The following is a 25,854-nucleotide window of genomic DNA, read 5'->3' on the forward strand; positions in this document are numbered from 1 at the left end:
GTGCTCAGCCCGCCGAAAGCTGGGCCAGCGCGTCCACCTGGTGCTCGTGGCTCAGGCGCTGCAGCAGCGGGTCCAGATCGCCCGCCAGCACATTGGGCAGGTCGTACAGGGTCAGCCCTTCCACGCGATGGTCGGTGATCCGGCCCTGCGGGAAGTTGTAGGTGCGGATGCGCTGGCTGCGATCGCCGCTGCCCACCTGCAAGCGGCGTGATTCGGCCTGCGCGGCATCCTGGCGCTGGCGTTCGGCATCCAGCAGCTGTGCCTTCAGGCGCTTCATCGCCTTGTCCCGGTTGGCGTGCTGGCTGCGCTCGGTCTGGCATTCCACCACCACGCCGGTCGGCACGTGGGTGATGCGGATGGCCGATTCGGTCTTGTTCACGTGCTGGCCGCCGGCACCGGACGAACGGAACGTATCGACCTTCAGGTCGGCGGGGTTGATGACGATCTCATCCACCTCGTCCGCTTCGGGAATGATCGCCACCGTGGCCGCGGAGGTATGGATGCGGCCCTGCGATTCGGTGGCCGGCACGCGCTGCACGCGGTGCGTGCCCGATTCGAACTTCAGGCGCGAGAACGCACCGCGGCCGACCACACGGGCCACCACTTCCTTATAGCCGCCATGTTCGCCGGGGCTGTCCGATTCGATCTCGACCTTCCAGCCCTGGCGCTCTGCATAGCGGGCGTACATGCGGAACAGGTCGCCGGCGAAGATTGCCGCTTCGTCGCCGCCGGTGCCAGCGCGCACTTCCAGGAACAGGTTGCCGTCGTCGCGCGGGTCGCGCGGCACCAGCAGCAGCGCCAGTTCCTGCTCCAGTTCCTGCAGGCGGGCCTGGGCAGCGGCGATCTCTTCGTCGGCCAGCTCGCGCAGGTCCGGATCGGCGCGCATGCCCTCGGCGGCCGTCAGGTCGGCCTTGGCGCGGGCTTCTTCGGCCAGCGCGGTGGCGATCGGTTCCAGTTGGGCGAATTCGCGCGAAAGATCGCGGAAACGGGCATTGTCGGCGACCACGTCGGGTTCGGCGAGCAGGCGTTCCAGTTCTTCGCGGCGCTCGGCCAGCGCTTCCAGCTTACGGCGCAGGGTCGGCGTCATCGGGTCTCACGGGGGGATGGTGGTAGCCCGGCGTTGCCGGGAACAGGCGCTGCGCGGCGCGGGTCAGCTCGGCATCGCCGCTGAGTGCGGCCGCGCGCAGGGCCGCTGTGGGTGGGTGCAGCAGGCGGTTGGTCAGGCCATGGGCCAGCAGTTCCAGGACTTCATCGGCCGACTTGCCGTTGGCCAGCTGCTGGCGCGCACGCTCCAGCAGTTCGGCGCGGGTGGCTTCGCCGAACGCGCGCAGCTGCCGCAGCGGCGCCTGGTGGGCGCTGGCCTGCAGGGTTTCCACATAGCGCGATACCTGCAGGTCGATGATCGCCTCGGCCTCGGCGGCGGCCTCGCGGCGCCCGCGGCGGTTGTCTTCCACCGCACGCTCAAGATCGTCCACCGTGTACAGGAAGGCGTCGTTCAGCGTGGCGACATCGGCTTCGATGTCGCGTGGCACGGCCAGGTCGAACAGCAGCATCGGCTTGTGCCGGCGCGCGCGCAGGGCATTGGCCACGGCAGCGCGGTGGATCACCGGCTCACGCGCGGCGGTGGCCGAGAACACCACGTCGGCCTCGGCCAGGTGGCGCTCCAGCTCGGTCAGCGGCAGGGCCACACCGCCGTGGCGGCTGGCCAGTTCCTGGGCATGGGCCAGGGTGCGGTTGGCAATCAGCAGGCGCCTCACCTTGCCTTCGCTCAGGTGGCGGGCGGCCAGTTCGATGGTTTCGCCCGCGCCGACCAGCAGCACGGTGGATTCATCCAGGCGCGCGAACGCGTTCTGCGCCAGGCGTACCGCCGCCGAGGCCACCGACACCGGGTTGGCGCCGACCTGGGTATCGGTACGGGCGCGCTTGGCCACCGAGAAGGTCTGCTGGAACAACCGGTCCAGGCGTTGGCCCAGCAGGCCGTGATCGCGGGCGGTGGACCAGGCGTCCTTCACCTGGCCCAGGATCTGTGGTTCACCCAGCACCATGGAATCCAGCCCGGTGGCGACCCGGAACAGATGGCGCACGGCATCGGCGTCGGCATGCTGGTACAGGTAGCCCTGCAGATCGCCGGCCTGCTGCTGCAGCCAGTGGTCCAGCGCCTGCGCCGAATCGGCTACCGCGTACAGTTCAGTGCGGTTGCAGGTGGACAGCAGCACCGCCTCGGCGATCTGCGGGGTATCGCGCAGCGAACCGAGCGCGCGCGGCAGCGCCTCACCGGCGAAGGCTGCGCGTTCGCGCAGTTCCACCGGTGCGGTCTGGTGATTCAGTCCGAGCACCCACAGGGTCATTGTTCAGTTGCTTGCGATAAGCTGCTGGCCATTGGACGACATTTTAAGGCCCCGATGCCGACGATGCCCGCATTGATTCGCATCCCCAGTGTTCTGCTGCTGTCCCTGGCCTGTGCCCAGGCGGTGTCGGCAGCGCCGGCCAAGGCCCCCACACGGGCCCCGGCCGCCGAAGCACTGGCCCTGGAACCGGTGATCGCCGGCGAATTCGCCCTGCAGGCCGGCAAGCTGGCCGAGGCCGCGCGCTGGTACCTGCAGGCGGCCCAGCAGACCGACGGCGACGCTGGCCTGGCCGAGCGTGCCACCCGTATTGCCATGCTGGCCAACGAGGATGCCAATGCCGCAAAGGCGCTGGCCCTGTGGCAGCAGCGTGCCCCGGCCTCCCTGCCGATGCGCAGCGCCGCGGCCGCCCTGGCCATGCGCCAGGGCAACGTGAAGACGGCCCGCAGCGAACTGCAGTCACTGCTGCAGGACAGCGACGAGCAGGGCTGGAAGTTCGCCCTGGCCGCCCTGATCGGCGGCGGGCGCGATCCGGCGGTACCGGCGCAGGTGCTGGGCGAACTGGTCGATGCCAATGCCATTCCGGCCAGGATCGAGGCCTGGCAGGAGTTCGGGCGGCTGGCCCTGCGCATGGAAAAGCCGGAGCTGGCGCAGCGCATGATTGACGAAGTTGTGCGCCGCTTCCCGCAGGAACCGCGGGTGGCGCTGCTGCGCGCCAGCCAGTTGCAGCAGGCCGGGCAGACCGGGCAGGCGCTGACGCTGCTGCAGGGCGTGGAGCCGCAGACCCGCCGGGATCCAGACCTGCGCAACGCCGTGGCCATTGCCTATGACAGCCTGGGCCAGCCGGCCGCGGCCGAACGCGTGCTGGCATACGGCCCGCAGGACGTGCAGACCTGGGGCATGCGCGCATCGCTGCTGGCCAAGCAGGGCGACAAGGCGGCGCTGGGCAATCTGTACAACGAATTGTCGCGCCAGGCGGCCAAGCCCGATCCGGCGCAGCGCCTGCTGCTGGGCAAGATCGCCGAGTACCTGCAGCGTTATGCCGAGGCGGTGAACTGGTACCACAGCGTGCCCGGCGGTGAAGAACTGAGCGAGGCGCGCCTGCGTGCGGCCAACGCGCAGGGCCTGGCCGGTCGCCAGGACCTGGCCCTGCAGGAAGTGCACGCCATCCAGTCCGATGCGACGGTGGACGATGACGTGCGCCGCGATGCCTATCTGCTGGAAGCCGAACTGCGCCAGCGCGCCGACGATCTGCCCGGTGAACTGGATGCCCTGGCGCGTGGCCTGGCCGCCTATCCGGATGAGAACGCGCTGCTGTACGCGCGCGCCCTGGCCTGGGAACGCCGCGACGATATCGCCCGTGCCGAGGCCGACCTGCGCAAGATCCTGGTGACCGAGCCGGAAAACGTGCCGGCGCTGAATGCACTGGGCTACACCCTGGCCGACCGTACCGGGCGTTACCAGGAGGCCTTGGAGTTGATCGACCGTGCGCGCGTGGCCGAACCGGACAACGCCGCCATCGTCGACAGCTACGGCTGGGTGCTCTACCGCCTGGGGCGCAACGAAGAGGCGCTGGTGCAGCTGCGCCGCGCCTGGACCCTGGCCAAGGACCCGGAAATCGCCGCCCACGTGGGCGAAGTGCTGTGGGTGCTCGGCAAGCATGACGAGGCCCGCCACTTCTTCGACGAAGCGGCCAAGCTGGACCCCGAGAACCGCGCGCTGCTGCGCGCCCGCGAGAAATTCAATCCATGAGTGTTTCCACGTTCCGCCCGCTGCTGCTGGCGGCGATGACCCTGGCGGTCAGTGCCTGCACCAGCGTCGGCACCCAGAAGACCCCGGCGCCGGAAGTCGTCTACACCGTTTCGCCGGCCGCCGAGCGCGCCGAAGAGGCGCGCGTGCAGGCGCTGCGTGCGCAGCCGGATTACGCCTTCCAGGGCCGGGTCGCGGTCAGCAAGGGCAAGAACGGCGGCAGTGGCCGCATCGACTGGGTGCAGCAGGGCAGCGAGTACCGCGTGCAGCTGAGCGCGCCGGTCACCCGCCAGAGCTGGACCCTGCAGGGCGACGCAGTGCAGGGTGGGGCGCGGCTGGAAGGGCTGGGCGACGGCCCGCGCACAGGCGACGACGCGCGCCTGTTGCTGCTCGATGCCACCGGCTGGGACATCCCGGTCAGTGAACTGTCCGACTGGACCCGCGGCCTGGTGCTGCGCGGCAGCGGTGAAAGTGCCGTGGAGCGTGATGCCGAGGGCCGCCCGCGGCGCATGCAGCAGGCCGGCTGGCTGATCCAGTACCTGGATTGGTATCCGGCGCAGGACGGACGTCCGGCCCTGCCGCGGCGGATCGAGGCCAGCCGCGAGGACGCCAAGGTACGCCTGCTGGTGGACCAGTGGGGCGCCGACGCCCCATGACTGCGCAGATTGACGCCGACGGCTGGTCCTGGTGGCCGGCCCCGGCCAAGCTGAACCTGTTCCTGCATATCACCGGCCGCCGCGCCGACGGCTACCACGAACTGCAGACCGTGTTCCGGCTGCTGGACTGGGGCGATCGTATCGGCCTGCGCCTGCGTGAAGACGGTCAGGTGCGCCGCGAAGGTGACGGCCTGGCCGGCGTGGCGGAAGACCAGGACTTGGCCGTGCGGGCAGCGCGGTTGCTCAAAAAAGAGGCCAATATCACCCAAGGTGCGGACATCATCGTCGAAAAGCATGTGCCTGCGGGTGGCGGCTTCGGCGGTGGCTCGTCCGATGCAGCCACCGTGCTGGTGGTGCTGAACCGGCTCTGGCAGGCCGGCCTGGACGAAGATGCGCTGGCTGAACTGGGCCTGCATCTGGGGGCCGACGTGCCGGTGTTCGTGCGCGGCCGCAATGCCTGGGCCGAAGGGGTGGGCGAGCGCCTGCAGCCGATCGCGCTGCCTGCGGCCTGGTATGTGATCGCCGAACCGGGCGTTCACGTGCCCACCCCGGCCCTGTTCGCTGACCCGGATTTGACGCGCGACAGCCCAGTTGCGAAAATAGAGGACTTCGCTTCCGGCGCTCTGGTCGGAAACGTGTTCGAGCCGGTGCTGCGCCGTCGCGAGCCTGCCGTCGAGGCGGTGCTTGCCGCGTTGAGCCGCATAGGCCGGGCACGTTTGACCGGGTCCGGAAGTGGTTGTTTCGTCGAGTTCGATTCGCAGGCTGCCGCAGAGCAGGGACGAGCGAAATTGCCGAAGGAGTTGCGGGCAAGGGTGGCAGCGGGCGTCATGCGTTCGCCACTGCTGGAAGCACTCGAGCAACACTGATTCATCACTGCAGGGGCGTCGCCAAGAGGCCCAAGGCACCAGGTTTTGATCCTGGCATTCGTAGGTTCGAATCCTACCGCCCCTGCCAATTGCGGCTGTGTCCGCGCCTTCCAGCGCATCGACCGCGCGGGACGTGGAAACAGCCGCGGTGTTGTCAGCAGCAAGGGCCCAACGGTCCTTGCCGCTACCGGATCCCCGCCACTCGTCCCCGCCCGAGACAATCATGATGCAAGAGTCCCCGAACCTGCTGGTATTTTCCGGCAACGCCAACAAACGTCTGGCGCAGAACATCTGCAAGGAACTGGGGGTTCGCCCGGGCAAGGCGCTGGTCTCGCACTTCTCCGATGGTGAAGTGCAGGTGGAAATCGAAGAGAACGTGCGCAAGCAGGACGTCTTCGTGATCCAGCCGACCAGCGCGCCGAGCGCGGAAAACCTGATGGAACTGCTGGTGCTGATCGACGCGCTCAAGCGCGCATCGGTGAACAGCGTGACCGCCGTGGTGCCGTACTTCGGTTACTCGCGCCAGGATCGCCGCATGCGCTCCTCGCGCGTGCCGATCACCGCCAAGCTGGCGGCGAAGATGTTCAGCACCGCTGGCGCTGATCGCGTGCTGACCGTCGACCTGCACGCCGACCAGATCCAGGGCTTCTTCGATATCCCGGTGGACAACGTGTATGCGTCCCCGTTGCTGCTGGCCGACATCTGGCGCGCCTACGGCACCGAGAACCTGATCGTCGTTTCGCCGGACGTGGGCGGCGTGGTCCGCGCCCGCGCCGTGGCCAAGCGCCTGGATGATGCCGACCTGGCCATCATCGACAAGCGCCGCCCGCGCGCCAACGTCTCCACCGTGATGAACATCATCGGTGACGTCGAAGGCAAGACCTGCGTGATGGTCGATGACATCGTCGATACCGCCGGCACCCTGTGCGCTGCTGCCGCTGCCCTGAAGGCGCGCGGTGCGCTGAAGGTCGCCGCGTACTGCACCCACGCGGTGCTGTCGGGCCCGGCGGTGGACAACATCACCAACTCGCAGCTGGACGAACTGGTGGTGACCGACACCATCCCGCTGAAGGACGCCGCGCGCGTGTGCAGCAAGATCCGCCAGCTCAGCGTGGCGGAAATGCTGGCCGAAACGATGCGCCGCATCGCCTTCGGTGAGTCGGTCAGCTCGCTGTACGTCGATTGAGAATCCGCCCCTGCCGGCAACGGCGGGGGCATGCCCGGATGCTTCTGGTCGCGGAAGCATCTTCAAACCGCCTCGCCGCACGGCAAGGCAACAACCTGAGTAGTCGAAAATGTCGAAGACCCATGAAATCAAGGTCACCAAGCGTGAACTGCAGCGTAAGGGTGCGAGCCGCCGCCTGCGTCACGCTGGTGTGATCCCGGCCATCGTGTACGGCGGCAACGCCGAGCCGGTGGCCATCAGCCTGGACCACAACGAAATCTGGCTGGCCCAGCAGAACGAGTGGTTCTATGCCTCCATCCTGGACCTGAACCTGGACGGCCAGGTGCAGAAGGTGCTGCTGCGTGACATGCAGCGCCACCCGTACAAGCAGCTGATCATGCACCTGGACTTCCAGCGCGTGAACGAGAACGAAGCCCTGACCGCTTCGGTGCCGCTGCACTTCATCAACGAAGACACCTCGCCGGCTGGCAAGGCTGCCGACGTCGTGGTCACCCACGAACTGAAGGAAGTGACCATCACCTGCCTGCCGAAGGACCTCCCGGAGTCGATCGAAGTCGACCTGGGCGGCCTGAACGCCGGTGACGTGGTGTACCTGTCCAACATCAAGCTGCCGAAGGGCGTGGAAATCCCGGCCCTGGCGCTGGGCAAGGACCACGACGACGCCATCGTCACCGCCAAGACCGGCAAGGTCGACGCGGCCGACGAAGAAGCTCCGGCTGCCGAGTAATACCCAAGCGGTGCCTGCCTTCGGGCAGGCACCGTGCTGGAAGGAACCATGGCAGGATTGCGACTGATCGTCGGTCTGGGCAACCCCGGATCGGAACACGCCCGGACCCGGCACAATGCCGGGTTTCATTTCGTTGAGGCCCTGGCTGAAAAAGCCGGTGCGCGCTGGAACGTGGACAGCAAGCTGTTTGGCGAGACCGCCAAGGTCGAGATCGCCGGGCAGACGGTCTGGCTGCTGAAGCCGGCCACCTTCATGAACCTCAGCGGCAAGTCGGTGACCGCCGCACAGCGGTTCTGGAAGATCGAACCGGAAGAAACCCTGCTGGCCCACGATGAGCTGGACCTGCCGCCGGGTGCGGTACGGCTGAAGTTCGACGGCGGCCACGGCGGCCAGAACGGCCTGCGCGACACCATGCGCCTGCTCGGCCACGGCAAGTTCCACCGCCTGCGCGTGGGCATCGGCCACCCCGGCCACAAGGATCGCGTGGTGGGCTGGGTGCTCGGTCGCCCGAGCAAAGACGACGACGTCCTGATTGCCCGTGCCATCGACGATGCCATCGACGTGCTGCCGCTGGCGGTACAAGGCGATTTCAACGAAGCGATGAAGCGCCTGCACACCCCGAAATAGCGCTTCTGGTAGGTGCCAACCTTGGTTGGCACACAATCAACCAGACCGGTAGGTGCCAACCTTGGTTGGCACACAATGATCGACACCGAGATGGATTGGCCAAGCAGCGCGCGCGCTGTTTCACCAATCACTTTCACCCCAGAGAGCTGTCACCCATGGGTATCAAATGCGGCATCGTCGGCCTGCCCAACGTCGGCAAGTCGACCCTGTTCAACGCGCTGACCAAGGCGGGCATCGCCGCGGCGAACTTCCCGTTCTGCACCATCGAACCGAACGTCGGCATCGTGCCGGTGCCGGACCCGCGCCTGGGCGAACTGGCCGGCATCATCAATCCGCAGAAGGTCATTCCGACCGCCGTGGAATTCGTCGACATCGCCGGCCTGGTCGCCGGTGCCGCCAGCGGTGAAGGCCTGGGCAACAAGTTCCTGGCCCACATCCGCGAAGTTGATGCGATCACCCACGTGGTGCGCTGCTTCGAGAACGCCGACGTCATCCACGTCAACAACAAGGTCGACCCGATCTCGGACATCGAAACCATCGATACCGAACTGGCGCTGGCCGACCTGGACAGCGTCGAGAAGGCCCTGAACCGCGCCGAGCGCGCCGCCAAGGGTGGCGACAAGGAAGCGGCCGCGCGCAAGCCGGTGCTGGCCAAGCTGCAGGCTGCCCTGTCCGACGGCAAGTCCGGCCGTTCGGTCGGCCTGGACGAGGAAGAGAAGGCGCTGGTCCGTGACCTGTTCCTGCTGACCCTCAAGCCGGTGATGTACATCGCCAACGTGCTGGAAGACGGTTTCGAGAACAACCCGCACCTGGACGCCGTGCGCGCCCACGCCGCCGCCGAAGGCGCGCAGGTGGTGCCGGTGTCGGCCGCGATCGAAGAAGAGCTGTCCCAGCTCGACGACGAAGACCGCGACACCTTCCTGGCCGACCTGGGCCTGAGCGAGCCGGGCCTGAACCGCGTGATCAACGCGGCCTACAGCCTGCTGGGCCTGCAGACCTACTTCACCGCTGGCGTGAAGGAAGTCCGCGCATGGACCGTGCGCAAGGGCGCCACCGCCCCGCAGGCTGCCGCCGTCATCCACACCGACTTCGAGAAGGGCTTCATCCGCGCCGAAACCATCGCGTATGACGACTTCATCAAGTACAAGGGCGAAGCCGGCGCCAAGGAAGCCGGTCGCCTGCGCCTGGAAGGCAAGGAATACCGCGTGCAGGAAGGCGACGTGCTGCACTTCCGCTTCAACGTCTGATCCTGCCGCAACGGATCGACCCCGAACGCCCCGCCCTGTGCGGGGCGTTCGCGTTTCTGGCGCCGCGGCGATGGCTGGTGAAAAAACAACCACGCACTGAAACGCTTGCCGTGCGTGGCTCTCAGCCACTTGTCCACACCAAACCCCCACCACTTTCCACGCGCGGTGTGGAAAACCATGGGGTGCCCGCCAGGTAGGTGCCAACCTTGGTTGGCACAGCACGCCGTGGATAAATTTTCACCACGCCCCGAAGCGCCTGCGCCGCAACGCTCGCACCCACTTGTCCACACCAAGTTCCCATCGCTCTCCACGTGCCGTGTGGAAAACAATCCTGGATGTGGACAAAAAAAAGCCACCCCTAAAAACGCTTGTACGGCAATGCTCGCACCCACTTGTCCACACCAAGTTCCCATCGCTTTCCACGCGTGGTGTGGAAAACCCTGGCGGCGCGCTCTGGTAGTCGCCCACCTTGGTGGGCGCGCGGCAGGTCCATGCCCACCAAGGTGGGCATCTACCAAAGCCCGGTTCCCCTCGCATCCTGTGCTCTGGTAGTCGCCCACCTTGGTGGGCGCGCGGCAGGTCCATGCCCACCAAGGTGGGCATCTACCAAGGCCCGGTTCCCCGCGCATCCTGTGCTCTGGTAGTCGCCCACCTTGGTGGGCGCGCGGCAGGTCCATGCCCACCAAGGTGGGCATCTACCAAGGCCCGGTTCCCCGCGCATCCTGTGCTCTGGTAGTCGCCCACCTTGGTGGGCGCGCGGCAGGTCCATGCCCACCAAGGTGGGCATCTACCAAAGCCCGGTTCCCCTCGCATCCTGTGCTCTGGTAGTCGCCCACCTTGGTGGGCGCGCGGCAGGCCCATGCCCACCAAGGTGGGCATCTACCAAAGCCCGGTTCCCGTCGCATCCTGTGCTCTGGTAGTCGCCCACCTTGGTGGGCGCGCGGCAAATCCATGCCCACCAAGGTGGGCATCTACCAAGGCCCGGTTCCCCTCGCATCCTGTGCTCTGGTAGTCGCCCACCTTGGTGGGCGCGCGGCAAGTCCATGCCCACCAAGGTGGGCATCTACCAAAGCCCGGTTTCCCTCGCATCCTGTGCTCTGGTAGTCGCCCACCTTGGTGGCCGCGCGGCAAATCCATGCCCACCAAGGTGGGCATCTACCAAAGCCCGGTTCCCAAACGAACAAGGCCCGCCAATGGCGGGCCCTGTTCTCCACAGCCTGCGCTGCAGTGCGCCTTACAGCGCGCTGCCACCAAACTTGTGGGTGTACTGCAGGTTGATCGTGCGCCCCACCGTGTCGAACCAGGAAACGTCGTAGTAGGGGTACGCCGTGTACGAGGCGTCCTTCGGCGGCATCTTGTTGAACACGTTCACCACCGACAGCGACAGCCGCGCGTGGTCGTCGAAGCGGTACTGCACCGACGCGTTGTAGCGGTAGGTCGCCTTGATGTACGGGCTGTCCCCGCTGTCCCAGTCGAACACCTGGTCGTAGCTGTCCGAGGTCGGCAGCTTGCCCAGGCGCGAACCGTACACCGTGGCCGACCACGCCGCCTTCTCCCAGGTCACGCTCAGGCTGGTCTTGGTGCGCGGAATGTCGAAGCCACTGTTCACCGCGAACTGGTCTTCCACCGGATCGCCCGGGAACTGCTGGAAGTCGTGCTTCTTCACCCAGGTGTGGTTGCCGTTGAAGGAGAACTCGCCGATGCCGGTCTGCACGCGCCAGCGCAGGCCCACGTCCACACCCTGGGTGCGCTCGCGGGCGATGTTCACCGGGTTCACGTGCACGCCGTACAGGCGGCCGTCGTCGGTGCGGGTCACCCGGGCCAGGGCATCCACGCAGGTGGCCGAGGTGGCGTCCAGCTCGCCCAGGCGGCAGGCCGCCTCGTCGCGCAGGATCGCGTCCACGTTCATGTCCTGCACTTGGTTGCGCATGTCGATGTCGAACCAGTCCGCGCTGATGTCGAAGCCGCCGCCGGGCGACCAGACGAAACCGGCGCTCCACGAGGTGCTGGTTTCCGGATCGAGGCGACGGTTGCCTTCGCGGCTGCGGATCAGGTTCTCTTCGTAGTCGCTGCAGTCATCGGCGCCGTCGCTCAGGCAGCCGTAGTAGTCGTTGCCGGCGGTCTCGTCGTTGCCGGGGCCGGCGTACACGTAGTGCAGGTCCGGCGCACGGAACGCGGTGCCGTAGGAACCGCGCACCAGCAGCGTGTCGATCGGTCGCCACTCCAGGCCGCCACTCCAGGTGGCCTTGCCGATCGTGTTGCCCGAATAGCGGTACTGGTCGTAACGGCCGGCCACGCTCAGGTTCACGCTGTCCAGCAGCGGCATGCGCAGCTCGGCGGCGGTGGCCCAGCGGTTGCGCGAGCCTTCGCCGTTGGAATCCTTCCAGCTGTAGTAGTAGTACTGCGTGGCCAGCGGATCGGGGTTCAGTGCGTAGGCCTGCTGACCCACTTCCATGGTGGCGGCAAAACCGGCATCGCCGCCGGGCAGGCCGAACAGCGCGCCATTGGTCAGGGTAAAGGCGGCCGTTTCCGTGCGCGACTTCGGCGTATAGGTGGTGCGCGCGGCGATCGAGTCGTACTCGGCGCGGGTCAGCGGACGGTACAGGCGGTCCGGGTCGGCGTTGTAGATCGGGAAGCCGTCGTCATCCTCGCCCAGCTGCGGGCCCAGGAACAGATCGTTGGCCTTGGCCGCCACGATCTGCGGCCAGCTGATCCGCGACTGGTACTGCGAATGGCTCAGCGCGGCTTCGTAATCCCAGTTGCCGGTCAGGTTGCCCTTGAAGCCGGTGGTCACGCTGAAGGTCTTCTGCGTGCTGCGCACCATGGCGTTGCGCAGGCCGCCCATTTCCTCTGGCGAGAACTGGCGCTGCCAGAACTCGATTTCACCGGTGGCGGCATTGTTGAAGTAGCCCGACTCGTCACCATCGGGCGCCATGCGGCCCCACGAGGTGACATCGCGCATCAGCGCCAGGCTGTGGTAGCCCAGCTGCACGTCGGCGAACCATTGCTGGCCGTTGTCGAAGTCGTAGCTGAGCGAGGCGTAGCCATTGGCGCCGCGGCGCTTGCTGAGGATGGTGCCGTAGCCGATCGACGCATCGCTGCCGCAGTAGTAGCCGTAGCGCGGGCGGAAGGCATGGTAGGTGCTGCCGTTGTTCTGCCCGGCCAGGGCATCGCAGGTGGCCGCACCCGGGTCCAGGTAGTCATCGTTGTAGTCGGTGCGCAGGTAAGCGCGGCGCGCAATCCGCGAGCCCTCGGTGGGGCCGTCCTGGGTCGAATCCTGCTGTTCGCGCTCGTACGCCCACAGCGGGGTCTGCGACTGCAGCTCCACGCTGTATACCGCGTTGAAGTTGCCGCGGCTGAAGCCACTGGCCAGGCTCATGTCGAACGAATCGCCGCCACCTTCGGTGGTGGTGCCCATGCGCACGTCCACGGTGGTGCCATCGGCCTGCTTCTTCAGGATGAAGTTGACCACGCCGGCGATCGCGTCCGAGCCGTAGATGGCCGAGGCGCTGCCGGTCAGCACTTCAATACGCTCGATCATGCCCAGCGGAATGTTGGACACATCGGTGAAGTTGCTGCGGCCCTGGAACGGCATCGGGAAGTCGGCAATGCGGCGGCCGTTGACCAGCACCAGCGTGTGGTTCGGGCCCAGCCCGCGCAGATCGACCTGTTGTGCGCCGGGCGAGAAGTCGGCGCCGCTGGACGACTGCTGGCTCTGCGTCTCGCCGCCGTTCTGGGTCATCGCGCGCAGCACGTCCGGCACGCTGGTGAAGCCGGCCGACTGGATCTGCTCGGCGCTGATCACGGTGATCGGTGCCGGGCCTTCCACCTGCGCACGCGGAATGCGCGAGCCGGTGACCTGCACCGCGTCCAATTGTTGAACCGAAGCGGTCGCCGGATCCTGGGCCGCGGCCGAAGCAGCCACCCCCATCAACGCCAGCTGGATCGACCACGCCATCGCCTGTCTACGCATGAAGAATTCCCGGAAGTGATGCCGGCCCGCAGAGGAGGGGCCCTGTCCCCCATTCAGTTTTCCCGGATGGGCGCGCGCATTTAACGCCTTTTTTATGTCCTTGACTACTGTCTTTCTATCTGGCAAAGAGTGAAAACGGTTGCAAGTCGATTCTGTTCAGGGAGATCAGCATGCGACAGGCCTTTTCCGGTCTCTGGCTTCGCCTGGCCCTGTGCACGGGGATCGCGCTGGTGTGGGCGCTCCCGGCCGCTGCACAGACCCTGCAGGATCCCGGCTTTGCCTATTACGAGACCGGCGACCTCGACGCGCCCCGACCGGGCCCGCGCGCGCCGGCGATGATGCTGATGGGCGGCGGCGAGTGGGTGCCGGAGGCCTTCCAGTGGTGGTTGCGGCAGGCGGGCAACGGCCGTGTGCTGATCCTGCGCGCCTCCGGCGGCGACGACCTGCAGCAACGCCTGCACAACGACATTGGCGGCACCACCGCGGTCCAGACCCTGGTCTTCGACAGTCGCCGCGGTGCCGACGATCCGGCCGTGCTGCGGGTGGTTGCGGCGGCCGACGCGATCTTCATCGCCGGCGGCGACCAGGCCCGCTACATCCGCTTCTGGAAGGGCACGGCGCTCAACCGGGCCCTCAATGCCCACGTCCGCGCCGGCAAGCCGATCGCTGGAACCAGTGCCGGGCTGGCGATCCTGGGTGGCTATGCCTATGGCGCGCTGGATGGCGGCAGCATCGATTCGGCCAGTGCGTTGGCCGACCCGCGTGGCGCGGCCGTCACCCTCGACCATGGCTTCCTGCAGATGCCTTACCTGCAGCGCGTGGTCACCGACACCCACTTCGACAAGCGCGACCGCCTCGGCCGCCTGATCGTCTTCGTCGCCCGGGCCGCGCAGGACAGTGGCGATCCGGACATGGTCGGCATCGGCGTGGACGAAGATACCGCCCTGTGCGTGGAGCCCGATGGCCAGGCCCGTGTCTACAGCGCGGACGGGCAGGGCAAGGTCTGGGTGGTGCGCCCCGGGCGTGGCGCCGACCACCTGGTCGACGGCGAGCCGCTGCGCTTCCATGCCGTGCCGGTCACGGTGGTCGCCTCGGGTGGCCGCCTGCGGCTTGATGATTTCCAGGCCGACGTGGACGATCAGATGCTGGCTGACATCGATGACGGCCTGATCGAGCTCACCCGCCGCTAGCGTCGGGCGTGGCCCGGCGCTATCGAACCTCATTCCCCTGGAGACGTACCCGATGAAACTGCGCCTGGCGCTGTCTGCCCTGTTGTCCCTGCCCCTGCTCGCGCAGGCGGCTGCACCCTCACCGCTGCTGGTCATCCATGGCGGCGCAGGCGTGGAGCGCAAGGACCTGTCGCCTGCCGAGGAAAAGGCGGCGCGCGACGCCTTGAAGGCGGCGTTGCTGAAGGGCCACGCCGAGCTGGCCGCGGGCCGCCCGGCGCTGGCCGCAGTGACGGCCGCGATCACCGTGCTGGAGGACGATCCGACCTTCAACGCAGGCAAGGGCGCGGTGTTCACCCATGACGGGCGCAACGAGCTGGATGCGGCGGTGATGGACGGCGCCAGCCAGGCCGCCGGTGCGGTGGCGGGCGTGCAGCGGGTGCGCAATCCGATCCTGCTGGCGCAGACGGTCATGCAGAAATCCCGCCACGTGATGATGGTGGGGCAGGGTGCCGAGGCGTTTGCCGCCGAGCAGGGCATCACCCTGGTCGATCCCTCCTACTTCCGTACCGAAAAGCGCTGGCAGCAGCTGCAGCGGGCACTGAAGGAAGAGGCCAGTGGCCAGGCCCATGCCGATCTGGAAACGGCCAGGCACTTCGGCACGGTCGGTGCGGTGGCGCTGGACGCGCAGGGCCATCTGGCGGCAGGCACCTCCACCGGCGGCATGACCAACAAGCGCTACGGTCGGGTCGGCGATTCGCCGATCATCGGCGCCGGCACCTGGGCCGACGCGCAGTGCGCCGTGTCCGGTACCGGTTGGGGTGAGTACTACATCCGTACCGCGGCGGCGCACGAGATCTGCGCGCGCATCCGCTACCAGGCGCAGTCGCCGGAACAGGCGGGCAGGGCGGTGATCAACGAGATGATTCCGAAGATGGGCGGCGACGGTGGCGCGATCGTGCTCGCCGCAGACGGAAAAATGGCCACGCCGTTCAACACCCAGGGCATGTATCGGGGCTGGATTGGCGCCGACGGTGTGCCACATGTCGCTATTTTCGCCAGCGATCCCCTGCCGCTTCCCGGGCAATAACCTTGTGCATCAAGGGGTTTGCAACAACGTGTGAAAAAAGTGGAAAAAAGCGTTGACAGCCCCCCGCCTCATCAGCAGAATAAGCGGCTCACCACCACACACCGCACCGCTTCGGCGGCACGGGATGGGGCGGTAAGGAGGGATACCCAAGCGGCCAACGGGGGCAGACTGTAAATCTGCTGGCTTACGCCTTCGGTGGTTCGAATCCACCTCCCTCCACCAGTTTCACGTTGTGACATTCCCGGCGCGGGAGTAGTTCAATGGTAGAACCTCAGCCTTCCAAGCTGATGGTGCGGGTTCGATTCCCGTCTCCCGCTCCATTGAATGAACTTTGAATATTATCGAGTTCGTGTCATAATGCAAAACTCGGCTCACGTAGCTCAGTCGGTAGAGCACTTCCTTGGTAAGGAAGAGGTCGAAGGTTCGATTCCTTTCGTGAGCACCATCTTAAGCATCACCTCTCAGACGAATTCGAGATAAGCAGCCATGGCCAAGGGTAAGTTCGAGCGCACCAAGCCGCACGTCAATGTCGGCACCATCGGTCACGTCGACCACGGCAAGACCACGCTGACCGCCGCACTGACCAAGATCGGTGCCGAGCGCTTCGGTGGTGAATTCAAGGACTACTCGGCGATCGACGCCGCGCCGGAAGAAAAGGCGCGTGGCATCACGATCTCGACCGCGCACGTCGAATACGAATCCACCACCCGTCACTACGCCCACGTCGATTGCCCGGGCCACGCTGACTACGTCAAGAACATGATCACCGGTGCCGCCCAGATGGACGGCGCGATCCTGGTGTGCTCGGCCGCTGACGGCCCGATGCCGCAGACCCGCGAGCACATCCTGCTGTCGCGTCAGGTCGGCGTGCCGTACATCGTCGTGTTCCTGAACAAGGCCGACATGGTTGACGATGCCGAGCTGCTGGAACTGGTCGAAATGGAAGTCCGTGAACTGCTGAGCAAGTACGAGTTCCCGGGCGACGACACCCCGATCATCTCGGGTTCGGCTCGTCTGGCGCTGGAGGGCGACCAGAGCGACATCGGCGTGCCGGCGATCATCAAGCTGGTCGACGCGCTGGACACCTGGATTCCGGAGCCGGAGCGTGCAGTCGACAAGCCGTTCCTGATGCCGGTGGAAGACGTGTTCTCGATCTCGGGCCGCGGCACCGTGGTCACCGGTCGTATCGAGCGCGGCGTGATCAAGGTCGGCGAAGAAATCGAAATCGTCGGTATCCGTCCGGTGCAGAAGACCACCGTGACCGGCGTCGAAATGTTCCGCAAGCTGCTGGACCAGGGCCAGGCAGGCGACAACGCCGGTCTGCTGCTGCGCGGCACCAAGCGTGACGACGTCGAGCGCGGCCAGGTTCTGGCCAAGCCGGGCACCATCAAGCCGCACACCACCTTCGAAGGTGAAGTGTACGTGCTGTCGAAGGACGAAGGCGGCCGTCACACCCCGTTCTTCAACGGCTACCGCCCGCAGTTCTACTTCCGTACCACCGACATCACCGGTAAGGCCAACCTGCCGGAAGGCGTCGAGATGGTGATGCCGGGCGACAACGTGAAGATGGTTGTCGAGCTGATCAACCCGGTGGCAATGGACGAAGGCCTGCGCTTCGCCATCCGCGAAGGCGGCCGTACCGTCGGCGCCGGCGTGGTCTCGAAGATCATCGCGTAAGCCTGCAGTGCCGGCGGTTGCATAGCGCCGCCGGTTACGCGAATGGCGGGCCGGGAACCTCGGTCCGCCTTCGCCGTCTAAGGGAAGGCAAGTTTCAATCTGTACGCCAGTAGCTCAATTGGCAGAGCAGCGGTCTCCAAAACCGCAGGTTGGGGGTTCGAGTCCCTCCTGGCGTGCCATCTGCCACCCTATCCAGCGGCCAAGCCGTCGCTAAAGCAGATATAGCCCGATGAATAGCAAGATCGAACACTCCAAGGATACTTCCGCCACCGGTGGGGATATCGTCAAGTACGCCCTGGCCTCGCTGCTGGTGCTGGCTGGTCTGTTCGTCTGGTTCTGGTTCTCCGCTGATTCCGGTCGTGCCACCCAGTTGGGGGCGTGGACGGGTCAGCTGCGTGCGTTGGCGGTGGTGGTCGGTCTGGTTGGCGGTGTCGGCGTGTTCATGCTGACCGGCAAGGGGCGCGACACCCGCGAATTCCTCTCCGAGTCGCGCTTCGAACTGCGCAAGGTGGTCTGGCCGACGCGCCAGGAAGCCGTTCGCATGACCTGGGTCGTGATTGTCGTGGTGGTCATCCTCAGTCTGCTGCTGGGTGGCTTCGACTTCCTGATCCAGAAACTGACTCAGTGGTTCCTGAGCCGCTAAGGAGAAATGCATGAAGCGTTGGTACGTCGTTCACGCCTATTCGGGCTTCGAGAAGTCGGTTGCGCAGGCCCTGCGTGATCGCATCGCCCGTGATGGCATGGAAGAGCGCTTCGGCGACGTCCTGGTCCCGACCGAAGAAGTGGTCGAGATGCGTGCCGGTCAGAAGCGTCGTTCAGAGCGCAAGTTCTTCCCGGGTTACGTGCTGGTCCAGATCGAGACCCACGAAGAAGCCGGTATTCCGCGCATCGACAACGAAAGCTGGCACCTGGTGAAGGAAACCCCGCGCGTGATGGGCTTCATCGGCGGCACCGCCGATCGTCCGCTGCCGATCGCCGATTCCGAAGCCGAGGCCATCCTGAACCGCGTTCAGGAAGGCGTGGAAAAGCCGCGCCCGAAGGTGCTGTTCGAGCCGGGCCAGATGGTTCGCGTCACCGATGGCCCGTTCAACGATTTCAATGGCGTCGTCGAAGAAGTCAACTACGAGAAGAGCCGTCTGCGCGTCTCGGTGCTGATCTTCGGTCGTGCCACCCCGGTCGAGCTCGAGTTCGGCCAGGTCGAAAAGGCCGTCTGACCGCCTGTAGAGTCGAGCCATGCTCGACTCTCGGCCTCGGAGGGTGGTGCAGTCGAGCATGGCTCGACTCTACAAGAGGAACCGGGCACTGCCCGGTTTCCTTCGTTTACGTGCCGCTTCAGGCACGTGAAGAAAAAACCTGCTATAGTGCGCGGCTCCCGCTGGGATGCCAGCGGAGCCAGGCCGCCGCAAGGTGGCCTTCGGCGTGATTTCAAAACGCGATGCCGGGACGCGTGATTCCCGGTCCGATGGGGAGCCTGTTGTCGAAAGGCGCTAGCACCCGGAGAGCACTCAAATGGCAAAGAAAGTTGTCGGTTACATCAAGCTGCAGGTGAAGGCCGGTCAGGCCAACCCCTCGCCGCCGGTCGGTCCTGCGCTGGGTCAGCGCGGCCTGAACATCATGGAATTCTGCAAGGCGTTCAACGCTGCCACGCAGAAGCTCGAGCCGGGTCTGCCGGTTCCGGTGATCATCACGGCCTACTCGGACCGTACGTTCACCTTCATCACCAAGAGCACCCCGGCCACCACCCTGCTGAAGAAGGCCGCTGGCATCTCGTCGGGCTCCAAGCGCCCGAACACCGAGAAGGTCGGCAAGGTCACCCGTAAGCAGCTGGAAGAGATCGCCAAGGCGAAGGAACCGGATCTGACTGCCGCCGACCTGGACGCCGCCGTGCGTACCATCGCTGGCTCTGCCCGTTCCATGGGCCTCGTGGTGGAGGGTTAATAAGATGGCACAGACCAAGCGTGAGAAGGCCATCAAGGCCGCCGTTGTCCCGGGCAAGTCGTACGCCTTCGAGGACGCGATCAACATCCTGAAGAGCGCCACCAAGGCCAAGTTCGTCGAGTCGATCGACGTTGCCGTGCGCCTGGGCGTCGATGCGAAGAAGTCCGACCAGCAGGTCCGTGGCTCCACCGTGCTGCCGGCTGGTACCGGCAAGTCGGTCCGCGTTGCCGTGTTCGCTCCGGCCGGTGCCAAGGCTGACGAAGCCCTGGCCGCTGGCGCCGAAGCCGTCGGTATGGACGACCTGGCCGAGAAGATGCAGGCCGGCGACCTGAACTACGACGTCGTCATCGCGACCCCGGATGCCATGCGCGTCGTTGGTAAGCTGGGCACCGTGCTGGGCCCGCGCGGCCTGATGCCGAACCCGAAGGTCGGCACCGTTTCCCCGAACCCGGGTGAAGCCGTGAAGAACGCCAAGTCGGGCCAGGTCCGTTACCGCACCGACAAGGCCGGTATCATCCACTGCACCATCGGCAAGGCCGACTTCGCCGAAGACGCGCTGAAGTCGAACCTGACCGCGCTGCTGCTGGACCTGATCAAGGCCAAGCCGGCTACCTCGAAGGGCACCTACCTGCAGAAGGTTTCGGTCAGCTCGACGATGGGCCCGGGCGTCACCGTCGACCAGTCGTCGCTGACCCTGAAGTAATTGTTTCAAGCGGTCACGGTACCTTCGGGCACCGTGACCGTGACATTTGAAGGCATCGCCGGCCGTACACCGCCGGCGGTAGCCGTCAAAGACCGCAGGCGCGGTCGTGGCAATACCGGCGACGGGCACGGAAGCTCGATATGGCAGGGAGTCGCCGCCGGCGCAGCAATGACCGCTTAATCGATTCCCCGGAATCAACCTGCGTAGATGGTGCCCTTCTGGAGTTTTTCTGGTTCACGCACGTCTGGGATCTTCCCCGATTGCACTCCAGGTCTGGAACGGCCCACCCCCGGAACATCATTCCGATGTTCCCGGCGTCCAGGACGGATGCCGCACAGGACCGCACACGGCAGGAGCCGTAAGCGGAGTTCAATTGGAGGAGTGCAATGGCTCTCAATCTGTCCCAGAAGCAAGAAGTAGTCGCCGAGCTGGCAGACGTCGCCGCCAAGGCCCACTCCTTGATCGCAGCTGAATACGCTGGCACCACGGTCGCTCAGATGACCGCGATGCGTAAGCAGGCTCGTGAAACCGGTGTTTTCTTGAAGGTTGTCAAGAACACCCTGGCGTCGCGCGCTGTTGAAGGCACCGAGTTCGCAGTCGCACAGGACCAGATGGTTGGTCCGCTGCTGTACGCGTTCTCGCTCGAGGAGCCCGGCGCAGCCGGTCGCCTGATCAAGGAAGCCGCCAAGGGCAACGACAAGCTGAAGGCTAAGGTCGTCGCCATCGGTGGTGAAGTGTTCCCGGCAAGCCACGTCGACGTGCTGGCATCGCTGCCGACCCGCGACCAGGCCCTGGCCATGCTGGCCCGCGTCCTGACCGAGCCGGTCACGATGTTTGCCCGCGCCATCAAGGCAATCGGCGACAAGCAGGGTGGTGGCGACGTCGCCGCCGACGCTGCTGAACCGGCCGCCGAGACCGCCTGAGTTTCGACTAATCGTGGTTCCTGACGGAACCTCAATCCAGAAAAACATCCAAAGGTAATTATCATGTCCCTTACCAACGAACAGATCGTCGACGCCATCGCCGAGAAGTCCCTGATGGAAGTGATGGAGCTGGTCAAGGCCATCGAAGAAAAGTTCGGCGTCTCCGCCGCTGCTCCGGTTGCCGTGGCTGCTGCCGCTGGCCCGGCTGCCGCTGTTGAAGAGCAGACCGAATTCACCGTCACCCTGAAGACTGCCGGCGACAAGAAGGTCGAAGTCATCAAGGCCGTCCGCGCCATCACCGGCCTGGGCCTGAAGGAAGCGAAGGACCTGGCCGAAGCCGGTGGCGTCCTGAAGGAAGGCGCTTCGAAGGACGAAGCCGAGAAGATGAAGAAGGACCTGGAAGCTGCTGGCGCGACTGTCGAAGTCAAGTAAGCACTTCCCTTGCATCGTCATCGATTCACGGCGATGCAGCCAAGGCTGGGGGCGTAAGCCCCCGGCCTTTGGTCGTTCCTGCGGTGCTGTGGATCCGAACCCATCGGTAGATCCACGCCATGCATGGAACCGATCGGTAGATCCACGCCATGCGTGGATGCAACAAGCGGCAAAAAGCCCAACACGGGCTGCAGTCAAACCCCGGCCGGCCAGCGCAGCGCGCGGCAGCAGGGGCGCGGTAGCAGACGAGTTGGCAGTTGGAAGTAGCGGGAGAAGGCGTGCTGGTGCCGGCAATACCAGCGACTTCCAACTGACAATTTCAAGTTCCCTTCGGGTTGTGGACGCACGACCCGCACAACAAGGTGGAAGACCTCATGACGTCCTATTCGTTCACCGAAAAAAAGCGCATCCGCAAGGATTTCGGCAAGCAGCGCTCGATCCTGGAAGTTCCCTTCCTGCTCGCCATCCAGGTGGATTCCTACCGTGATTTCCTCCAGGAAAACGTCGATCCGGCCAAGCGCGCCGATTACGGCCTGCACGCTGCGCTGAAGTCGGTCTTCCCGATCGCCAGCTACAGCGGCAATGCCGCCCTGGAATACGTCGGCTACAAGCTGGGCGACCCGGTCTTCGACGAGCGTGAGTGCCGCCAGCGTGGCATGAGCTACGGTGCGCCGCTGCGCGTCACCGTGCGCCTGGTCATCTACGACCGTGAGTCGTCGACCAAGGCCATCAAGTACGTGAAGGAGCAGGAGGTCTATCTGGGCGAAATCCCGCTGATGACCGAAAACGGCACCTTCATCGTCAACGGCACCGAGCGCGTCATCGTCTCGCAGCTGCACCGCTCGCCGGGTGTGTTCTTCGACCATGACCGTGGCAAGACCCACAGCTCGGGCAAGCTGCTGTACAGCGCCCGCATCATTCCTTACCGCGGCTCCTGGCTGGACTTCGAGTTCGACCCGAAGGACGCGCTGTTCACCCGTATCGACCGCCGCCGCAAGCTGCCGGTGTCGATCCTGCTGCGCGCGCTTGGCTACAGCAACGAAGAGATGCTGGCCGAGTTCTTCGAGATCAACACCTTCCACATCAACCCGGATGAAGGCGTCCAGCTGGAGCTGGTGCCCGAGCGCCTGCGTGGCGAAACCCTGGGCTTCGACCTCGCCGACGGCGACAAGGTCATCGTGGAAGCCGGCAAGCGCATCACCGCGCGCCACATCAAGCAGCTGGAAGCCTCGGGCATTGCCGCCCTGGCCGTGCCGGACGACTACATCGTCGGCCGCATCCTGTCGCACGACGTGGTCGATGCGTCGACCGGTGAACTGCTGGCCCAGGCCAACGACGAAATCAGCGACGAACAGCTGCAGAACTTCCGCAAGGCCGGCGTCGATGCGGTGGGCACCCTGTGGGTGAACGACCTGGATCGTGGCCCGTACCTGTCCAACACCCTGCGCATCGATCCGACCAAGACCCAGCTGGAAGCCCTGGTCGAAATCTACCGCATGATGCGTCCGGGCGAGCCGCCGACCAAGGATGCCGCGCAGAACCTGTTCCACAACCTGTTCTTCACCTTCGAGCGCTACGACCTGTCCGCGGTCGGCCGCATGAAGTTCAACCGTCGCGTGGGCCGCAAGGAAACCACCGGCGAAGCCGTGCTGTACGACCGCAAGTACTACGGCGAGCGTAACGACGAAGAATCCAAGCGCCTGGTTGCCGCCCACGGCGACAGCTCCGACATCCTGGACGTGATCAAGGTCCTGACCGAGATCCGCAACGGTCGCGGCGTGGTCGATGACATCGATCACCTGGGCAACCGTCGCGTGCGTTCGGTCGGTGAAATGGCCGAAAACGTGTTCCGCGTGGGCCTGGTCCGCGTCGAGCGCGCGGTCAAGGAACGCCTGTCGATGGCCGAGTCCGAAGGCCTGACCCCGCAGGAGCTGATCAACGCCAAGCCGGTCGCCGCAGCCATCAAGGAGTTCTTCGGCTCCTCGCAGCTGTCGCAGTTCATGGACCAGAACAACCCGCTGTCGGAAGTGACCCACAAGCGTCGCGTCTCGGCCCTGGGCCCGGGCGGTCTGACCCGTGAGCGCGCCGGCTTCGAAGTGCGCGACGTGCACCCGACCCATTACGGCCGCGTCTGCACCATCGAAACCCCGGAAGGCCCGAACATCGGCCTGATCAACTCGCTGGCCGTGTACGCCCGCACCAACCAGTACGGTTTCCTCGAGACCCCGTACCGCAAGGTCGTGGACGGCAAGGTGTACGACGAAGTCGAATTCCTGTCGGCCATCGAAGAAAACGAGTACGTCATTGCGCAGGCCAACGCGCTGACCGACGCCAACAGCGTGCTGACCGAGCAGTTCGTTCCCTGCCGCTTCCAGGGCGAATCGCTGCTGAAGCCGCCGGCAGAAGTCCACTTCATGGACGTCTCGCCGATGCAGACCGTGTCGATCGCAGCCGCGCTGGTTCCGTTCCTGGAGCACGATGACGCCAACCGTGCACTGATGGGCGCCAACATGCAGCGCCAGGCCGTGCCGACCCTGCGTGCGCAGAAGCCGCTGGTGGGTACCGGCATCGAACGCGCCGTGGCCCGTGACTCGGGTGTGACCGTGAACGCCCGTCGTGGTGGCGAGATCGTGCAGATCGACGCCGCGCGCATCGTGGTGAAGGTGGTTGAAGAAGAAATCGTCGGCGCAACCGATGCCGGCGTGGACATCTACAACCTGGTCAAGTACACCCGTTCGAACCAGAACACCTGCATCAACCAGCGTCCGCTGGTCCAGGTGGGCGACATCATCGCCCGCGGCGACGTGCTGGCCGACGGTCCGTCCACCGACATCGGCGAGCTGGCCCTGGGCCAGAACATGCTGATCGCGTTCATGCCGTGGAACGGCTACAACTTCGAAGACTCCATCCTGCTCTCCGAGCGCGTGGTGGAAGAGGATCGTTACACCACGATCCACATCGAAGAGCTGACCTGCGTTGCGCGTGACACCAAGCTGGGGCCGGAGGAAATCTCCGCCGACATCCCGAACGTTTCCGAGCAGGCGCTGAACCGCCTGGACGAAAGCGGCGTGGTGTACATCGGTGCCGAAGTCCGCGCCGGCGACATCATGGTCGGCAAGGTCACCCCGAAGGGCGAAAGCCAGCTGACCCCGGAAGAGAAGCTGCTGCGCGCGATCTTCGGCGAGAAGGCTTCGGACGTGAAGGACAGCTCGCTGCGCGTTCCGCCGGGCATGGACGGCACCGTCATCGACGTGCAGGTCTTCACCCGCGATGGCATCGAGAAGGACAAGCGCGCCCGTCAGATCGAAGAGTCTGAAATCAAGCGCGTCAAGAAGGACTTCGACGACCAGTTCCGCATCCTGGAAGCGGCCATCTACATGCGTCTGCGTTCGCAGATCGTGGGCAAGGTGGTCAACGGTGGCGCCGGCCTGAAGAAGGGCGACGTGATCTCCGACGCCTTCCTGGACGGTCTGAAGAAGGCCGACTGGTTCGCCCTGCGCATGAAGGACGAGGACGCTTCGGAAGCCATCGAGCGCGCACAGAAGCAGATCCAGGCGCACGAGAAGGAATTCGAGCGTCGCTTCGCCGACAAGCGCGGCAAGATCACCGCCGGCGACGACCTCGCCCCGGGCGTGCTGAAGATGGTCAAGGTGTTCCTGGCCGTGAAGCGCCGCATCCAGCCGGGCGACAAGATGGCAGGCCGCCACGGTAACAAGGGTGTGGTGTCCAACGTGGTGCCGGTCGAGGACATGCCGTACATGGCCTCGGGCGAAACCGTGGACATCGTGCTGAACCCGCTGGGCGTGCCGTCGCGTATGAACATCGGGCAGATCCTGGAAGTGCACCTGGGCTGGGCCGCCAAGGGTCTGGGTCGCAAGATCCAGGCGATGATGGAAGCCCAGGCGGCCGTGGCCGACCTGCGCAAGTTCCTGGACGACATCTACAACCACGATGACACCAACGTGGCCAACCGTGTCGACCTGTCGCAGTTCAGCGACGAGGAACTGCTGCGCCTGGCCCGCAACCTGACCGACGGCGTGCCGATGGCCACCCCGGTGTTCGACGGTGCCACCGAAGCGGAAATCAAGCGCATGCTGGAACTGGCCGACCTGCCGAGCAGTGGCCAGACCCAGCTGTACGACGGCCGCACCGGTGAAGCCTTCGATCGCCACACCACCGTTGGCTACATGCACTACCTGAAGCTGAACCACCTGGTCGACGACAAGATGCACGCCCGTTCGACCGGTCCGTACTCGCTCGTCACCCAGCAGCCGCTGGGCGGCAAGGCGCAGTTCGGCGGCCAGCGCTTCGGTGAAATGGAAGTCTGGGCGCTGGAAGCCTACGGCGCGGCCTACACCCTGCAGGAAATGCTGACGGTGAAGTCCGATGACGTGCAGGGCCGCAACCAGATGTACAAGAACATCGTCGACGGTGAGCACGAGATGGTCGCGGGCATGCCGGAATCCTTCAACGTGCTCGTGAAGGAAATCCGCTCGCTGGCCATCAACATGGAACTGGAAGACAACTGATCCATGCCGGCGCGGCGGTT

General features: G+C 65.5%; 20 protein-coding genes and 5 tRNA genes. 22 read left to right on the top strand and 3 right to left on the bottom strand.

The genetic code is table 11. The annotated features are described in order from the left end of the window. Window positions 1–4 precede the first annotated feature (4 nt). Window positions 5–1,087, bottom strand: a complete 1,083-nt coding sequence (gene prfA, locus C1933_RS03875) for a peptide chain release factor 1 (protein WP_108752261.1) — start codon at window positions 1,085–1,087, stop codon at window positions 5–7. After that, window positions 1,065–2,348: a glutamyl-tRNA reductase gene (hemA, locus tag C1933_RS03880; RefSeq protein WP_108748631.1), complete on the bottom strand. Its 1,284-nt coding sequence runs from the start codon at window positions 2,346–2,348 to the stop codon at window positions 1,065–1,067. The genes prfA and hemA overlap by 23 nt, the downstream gene beginning before the upstream one ends. Before the next feature lie 63 nt (window positions 2,349–2,411). Here hemA and C1933_RS03885 point away from each other — a divergent pair, with 63 nt between their 5' ends. The 8 genes from C1933_RS03885 to ychF all read left to right on the top strand — a co-directional run bounded on the left by C1933_RS03885 (window position 2,412) and on the right by ychF (window position 9,403). Beyond that, window positions 2,412–4,097 carry a tetratricopeptide repeat protein gene (locus C1933_RS03885; RefSeq protein ID WP_199911411.1) on the top strand — a complete coding sequence of 562 codons (1,686 nt, stop codon included), beginning with the start codon at window positions 2,412–2,414 and terminating at the stop codon, window positions 4,095–4,097. Further along, complete coding sequence (gene lolB / locus C1933_RS03890) at window positions 4,094–4,750, top strand: lipoprotein insertase outer membrane protein LolB (protein WP_108752263.1); 657 nt, start codon at window positions 4,094–4,096, stop codon at window positions 4,748–4,750. The genes C1933_RS03885 and lolB overlap by 4 nt, the downstream gene beginning before the upstream one ends. Beyond that, entirely contained in the window at window positions 4,747–5,616 is an 870-nt protein-coding gene (gene ispE, locus C1933_RS03895; protein ID WP_108752264.1) for a 4-(cytidine 5'-diphospho)-2-C-methyl-D-erythritol kinase, read from the top strand. Before lolB ends, ispE begins: the two co-directional genes overlap by 4 nt. An 11-nt stretch (window positions 5,617–5,627) precedes the next feature. Next, a tRNA-Gln gene (locus tag C1933_RS03900) sits at window positions 5,628–5,704 on the top strand. 138 nt (window positions 5,705–5,842) lie between these two features. Next, window positions 5,843–6,802 carry a ribose-phosphate diphosphokinase gene (locus tag C1933_RS03905; RefSeq protein WP_108751479.1) on the top strand — a complete coding sequence of 320 codons (960 nt, stop codon included), beginning with the start codon at window positions 5,843–5,845 and terminating at the stop codon, window positions 6,800–6,802. A gap of 109 nt (window positions 6,803–6,911) precedes the next feature. Continuing rightward, a complete protein-coding gene (locus tag C1933_RS03910) occupies window positions 6,912–7,529 on the top strand; it encodes a 50S ribosomal protein L25/general stress protein Ctc (protein ID WP_108752265.1) in 618 nt (205 codons plus the stop codon). 48 nt (window positions 7,530–7,577) lie between these two features. Continuing rightward, window positions 7,578–8,156, top strand: a complete 579-nt coding sequence (pth, locus tag C1933_RS03915) for an aminoacyl-tRNA hydrolase (RefSeq protein WP_079220740.1) — start codon at window positions 7,578–7,580, stop codon at window positions 8,154–8,156. A gap of 155 nt (window positions 8,157–8,311) precedes the next feature. Further along, window positions 8,312–9,403, top strand: a complete 1,092-nt coding sequence (gene ychF / locus C1933_RS03920) for a redox-regulated ATPase YchF (RefSeq protein WP_108752266.1) — start codon at window positions 8,312–8,314, stop codon at window positions 9,401–9,403. A gap of 1,234 nt (window positions 9,404–10,637) precedes the next feature. Here ychF and C1933_RS03925 read toward each other — a convergent pair. Next, window positions 10,638–13,376, bottom strand: coding sequence for a TonB-dependent receptor (locus C1933_RS03925; protein ID WP_108752267.1), 2,739 nt, complete (start codon window positions 13,374–13,376; stop codon window positions 10,638–10,640). Window positions 13,377–13,546: 170 nt separating this feature from the next. Between C1933_RS03925 and C1933_RS03930 the strand changes: the two genes are divergently transcribed. The 14 genes from C1933_RS03930 to rpoB all read left to right on the top strand — a co-directional run bounded on the left by C1933_RS03930 (window position 13,547) and on the right by rpoB (window position 25,834). Next, window positions 13,547–14,566, top strand: a complete 1,020-nt coding sequence (locus C1933_RS03930; RefSeq protein WP_108752268.1) for a cyanophycinase — start codon at window positions 13,547–13,549, stop codon at window positions 14,564–14,566. Between the two features lie 52 nt (window positions 14,567–14,618). Further along, window positions 14,619–15,632, top strand: a complete 1,014-nt coding sequence (locus tag C1933_RS03935) for an isoaspartyl peptidase/L-asparaginase (RefSeq protein ID WP_108752269.1) — start codon at window positions 14,619–14,621, stop codon at window positions 15,630–15,632. 136 nt (window positions 15,633–15,768) lie between these two features. Further along, window positions 15,769–15,854 (top strand) — tRNA-Tyr (locus tag C1933_RS03940). A gap of 24 nt (window positions 15,855–15,878) precedes the next feature. Continuing rightward, window positions 15,879–15,952: transfer RNA gene (locus C1933_RS03945), tRNA-Gly, on the top strand. Window positions 15,953–16,001: 49 nt separating this feature from the next. Then, window positions 16,002–16,077 (top strand) — tRNA-Thr (locus C1933_RS03950). 41 nt (window positions 16,078–16,118) lie between these two features. Further along, window positions 16,119–17,309 (top strand): elongation factor Tu, encoded by a 1,191-nt coding sequence (gene tuf, locus C1933_RS03955; RefSeq protein ID WP_108752270.1) that lies wholly within the window; start codon window positions 16,119–16,121, stop codon window positions 17,307–17,309. A gap of 103 nt (window positions 17,310–17,412) precedes the next feature. Next, window positions 17,413–17,488, top strand: a tRNA-Trp gene (locus tag C1933_RS03960). A 50-nt stretch (window positions 17,489–17,538) separates the two neighbouring features. Beyond that, the gene (secE, locus tag C1933_RS03965) at window positions 17,539–17,952 is read left to right on the top strand and encodes a preprotein translocase subunit SecE (protein ID WP_108748648.1); all 414 of its coding nucleotides are present in this window, start codon (window positions 17,539–17,541) and stop codon (window positions 17,950–17,952) included. A gap of 10 nt (window positions 17,953–17,962) precedes the next feature. Further along, window positions 17,963–18,523, top strand: coding sequence for a transcription termination/antitermination protein NusG (gene nusG, locus C1933_RS03970; protein WP_108748649.1), 561 nt, complete (start codon window positions 17,963–17,965; stop codon window positions 18,521–18,523). Window positions 18,524–18,818: 295 nt separating this feature from the next. Further along, on the top strand, window positions 18,819–19,247 hold the full coding sequence (rplK, locus tag C1933_RS03975) for a 50S ribosomal protein L11 (protein WP_004145248.1): 429 nt from the start codon (window positions 18,819–18,821) through the stop codon (window positions 19,245–19,247). A 4-nt stretch (window positions 19,248–19,251) separates the two neighbouring features. After that, window positions 19,252–19,950: a 50S ribosomal protein L1 gene (gene rplA / locus C1933_RS03980; protein ID WP_108748650.1), complete on the top strand. Its 699-nt coding sequence runs from the start codon at window positions 19,252–19,254 to the stop codon at window positions 19,948–19,950. Between the two features lie 386 nt (window positions 19,951–20,336). Then, on the top strand, window positions 20,337–20,873 hold the full coding sequence (gene rplJ / locus C1933_RS03990) for a 50S ribosomal protein L10 (protein ID WP_108748651.1): 537 nt from the start codon (window positions 20,337–20,339) through the stop codon (window positions 20,871–20,873). Window positions 20,874–20,936: 63 nt separating this feature from the next. Beyond that, window positions 20,937–21,305, top strand: a complete 369-nt coding sequence (gene rplL, locus C1933_RS03995) for a 50S ribosomal protein L7/L12 (RefSeq protein ID WP_108752271.1) — start codon at window positions 20,937–20,939, stop codon at window positions 21,303–21,305. Window positions 21,306–21,679: 374 nt separating this feature from the next. Further along, complete coding sequence (rpoB, locus tag C1933_RS04000; RefSeq protein WP_108751480.1) at window positions 21,680–25,834, top strand: DNA-directed RNA polymerase subunit beta; 4,155 nt, start codon at window positions 21,680–21,682, stop codon at window positions 25,832–25,834. Window positions 25,835–25,854: the final 20 nt, after the last annotated feature.

Origin of the sequence: Stenotrophomonas sp. ZAC14D2_NAIMI4_6, from assembly GCF_003086875.1 — a bacterium.
Lineage (GTDB): Bacteria > Pseudomonadota > Gammaproteobacteria > Xanthomonadales > Xanthomonadaceae > Stenotrophomonas.

Excerpts from the sequence above, each read along its gene's own strand:
- prfA (WP_108752261.1), bottom strand. The coding sequence starts at position 1,087 with ATGACGCCGACCCTGCGCCGTAAGCTGGAAGCGCTGGCCGAGCGCCGC.
- hemA (WP_108748631.1), bottom strand. The coding sequence starts at position 2,348 with ATGACCCTGTGGGTGCTCGGACTGAATCACCAGACCGCACCGGTGGAA.
- C1933_RS03885 (WP_199911411.1), top strand. The coding sequence starts at position 2,412 with ATGCCCGCATTGATTCGCATCCCCAGTGTTCTGCTGCTGTCCCTGGCC.
- lolB (WP_108752263.1), top strand. The coding sequence starts at position 4,094 with ATGAGTGTTTCCACGTTCCGCCCGCTGCTGCTGGCGGCGATGACCCTG.
- ispE (WP_108752264.1), top strand. The coding sequence starts at position 4,747 with ATGACTGCGCAGATTGACGCCGACGGCTGGTCCTGGTGGCCGGCCCCG.
- C1933_RS03905 (WP_108751479.1), top strand. The coding sequence starts at position 5,843 with ATGCAAGAGTCCCCGAACCTGCTGGTATTTTCCGGCAACGCCAACAAA.
- C1933_RS03910 (WP_108752265.1), top strand. The coding sequence starts at position 6,912 with ATGTCGAAGACCCATGAAATCAAGGTCACCAAGCGTGAACTGCAGCGT.
- pth (WP_079220740.1), top strand. The coding sequence starts at position 7,578 with ATGGCAGGATTGCGACTGATCGTCGGTCTGGGCAACCCCGGATCGGAA.
- ychF (WP_108752266.1), top strand. The coding sequence starts at position 8,312 with ATGGGTATCAAATGCGGCATCGTCGGCCTGCCCAACGTCGGCAAGTCG.
- C1933_RS03925 (WP_108752267.1), bottom strand. The coding sequence starts at position 13,376 with ATGCGTAGACAGGCGATGGCGTGGTCGATCCAGCTGGCGTTGATGGGG.
- C1933_RS03930 (WP_108752268.1), top strand. The coding sequence starts at position 13,547 with ATGCGACAGGCCTTTTCCGGTCTCTGGCTTCGCCTGGCCCTGTGCACG.
- C1933_RS03935 (WP_108752269.1), top strand. The coding sequence starts at position 14,619 with ATGAAACTGCGCCTGGCGCTGTCTGCCCTGTTGTCCCTGCCCCTGCTC.
- tuf (WP_108752270.1), top strand. The coding sequence starts at position 16,119 with ATGGCCAAGGGTAAGTTCGAGCGCACCAAGCCGCACGTCAATGTCGGC.
- secE (WP_108748648.1), top strand. The coding sequence starts at position 17,539 with ATGAATAGCAAGATCGAACACTCCAAGGATACTTCCGCCACCGGTGGG.
- nusG (WP_108748649.1), top strand. The coding sequence starts at position 17,963 with ATGAAGCGTTGGTACGTCGTTCACGCCTATTCGGGCTTCGAGAAGTCG.
- rplK (WP_004145248.1), top strand. The coding sequence starts at position 18,819 with ATGGCAAAGAAAGTTGTCGGTTACATCAAGCTGCAGGTGAAGGCCGGT.
- rplA (WP_108748650.1), top strand. The coding sequence starts at position 19,252 with ATGGCACAGACCAAGCGTGAGAAGGCCATCAAGGCCGCCGTTGTCCCG.
- rplJ (WP_108748651.1), top strand. The coding sequence starts at position 20,337 with ATGGCTCTCAATCTGTCCCAGAAGCAAGAAGTAGTCGCCGAGCTGGCA.
- rplL (WP_108752271.1), top strand. The coding sequence starts at position 20,937 with ATGTCCCTTACCAACGAACAGATCGTCGACGCCATCGCCGAGAAGTCC.
- rpoB (WP_108751480.1), top strand. The coding sequence starts at position 21,680 with ATGACGTCCTATTCGTTCACCGAAAAAAAGCGCATCCGCAAGGATTTC.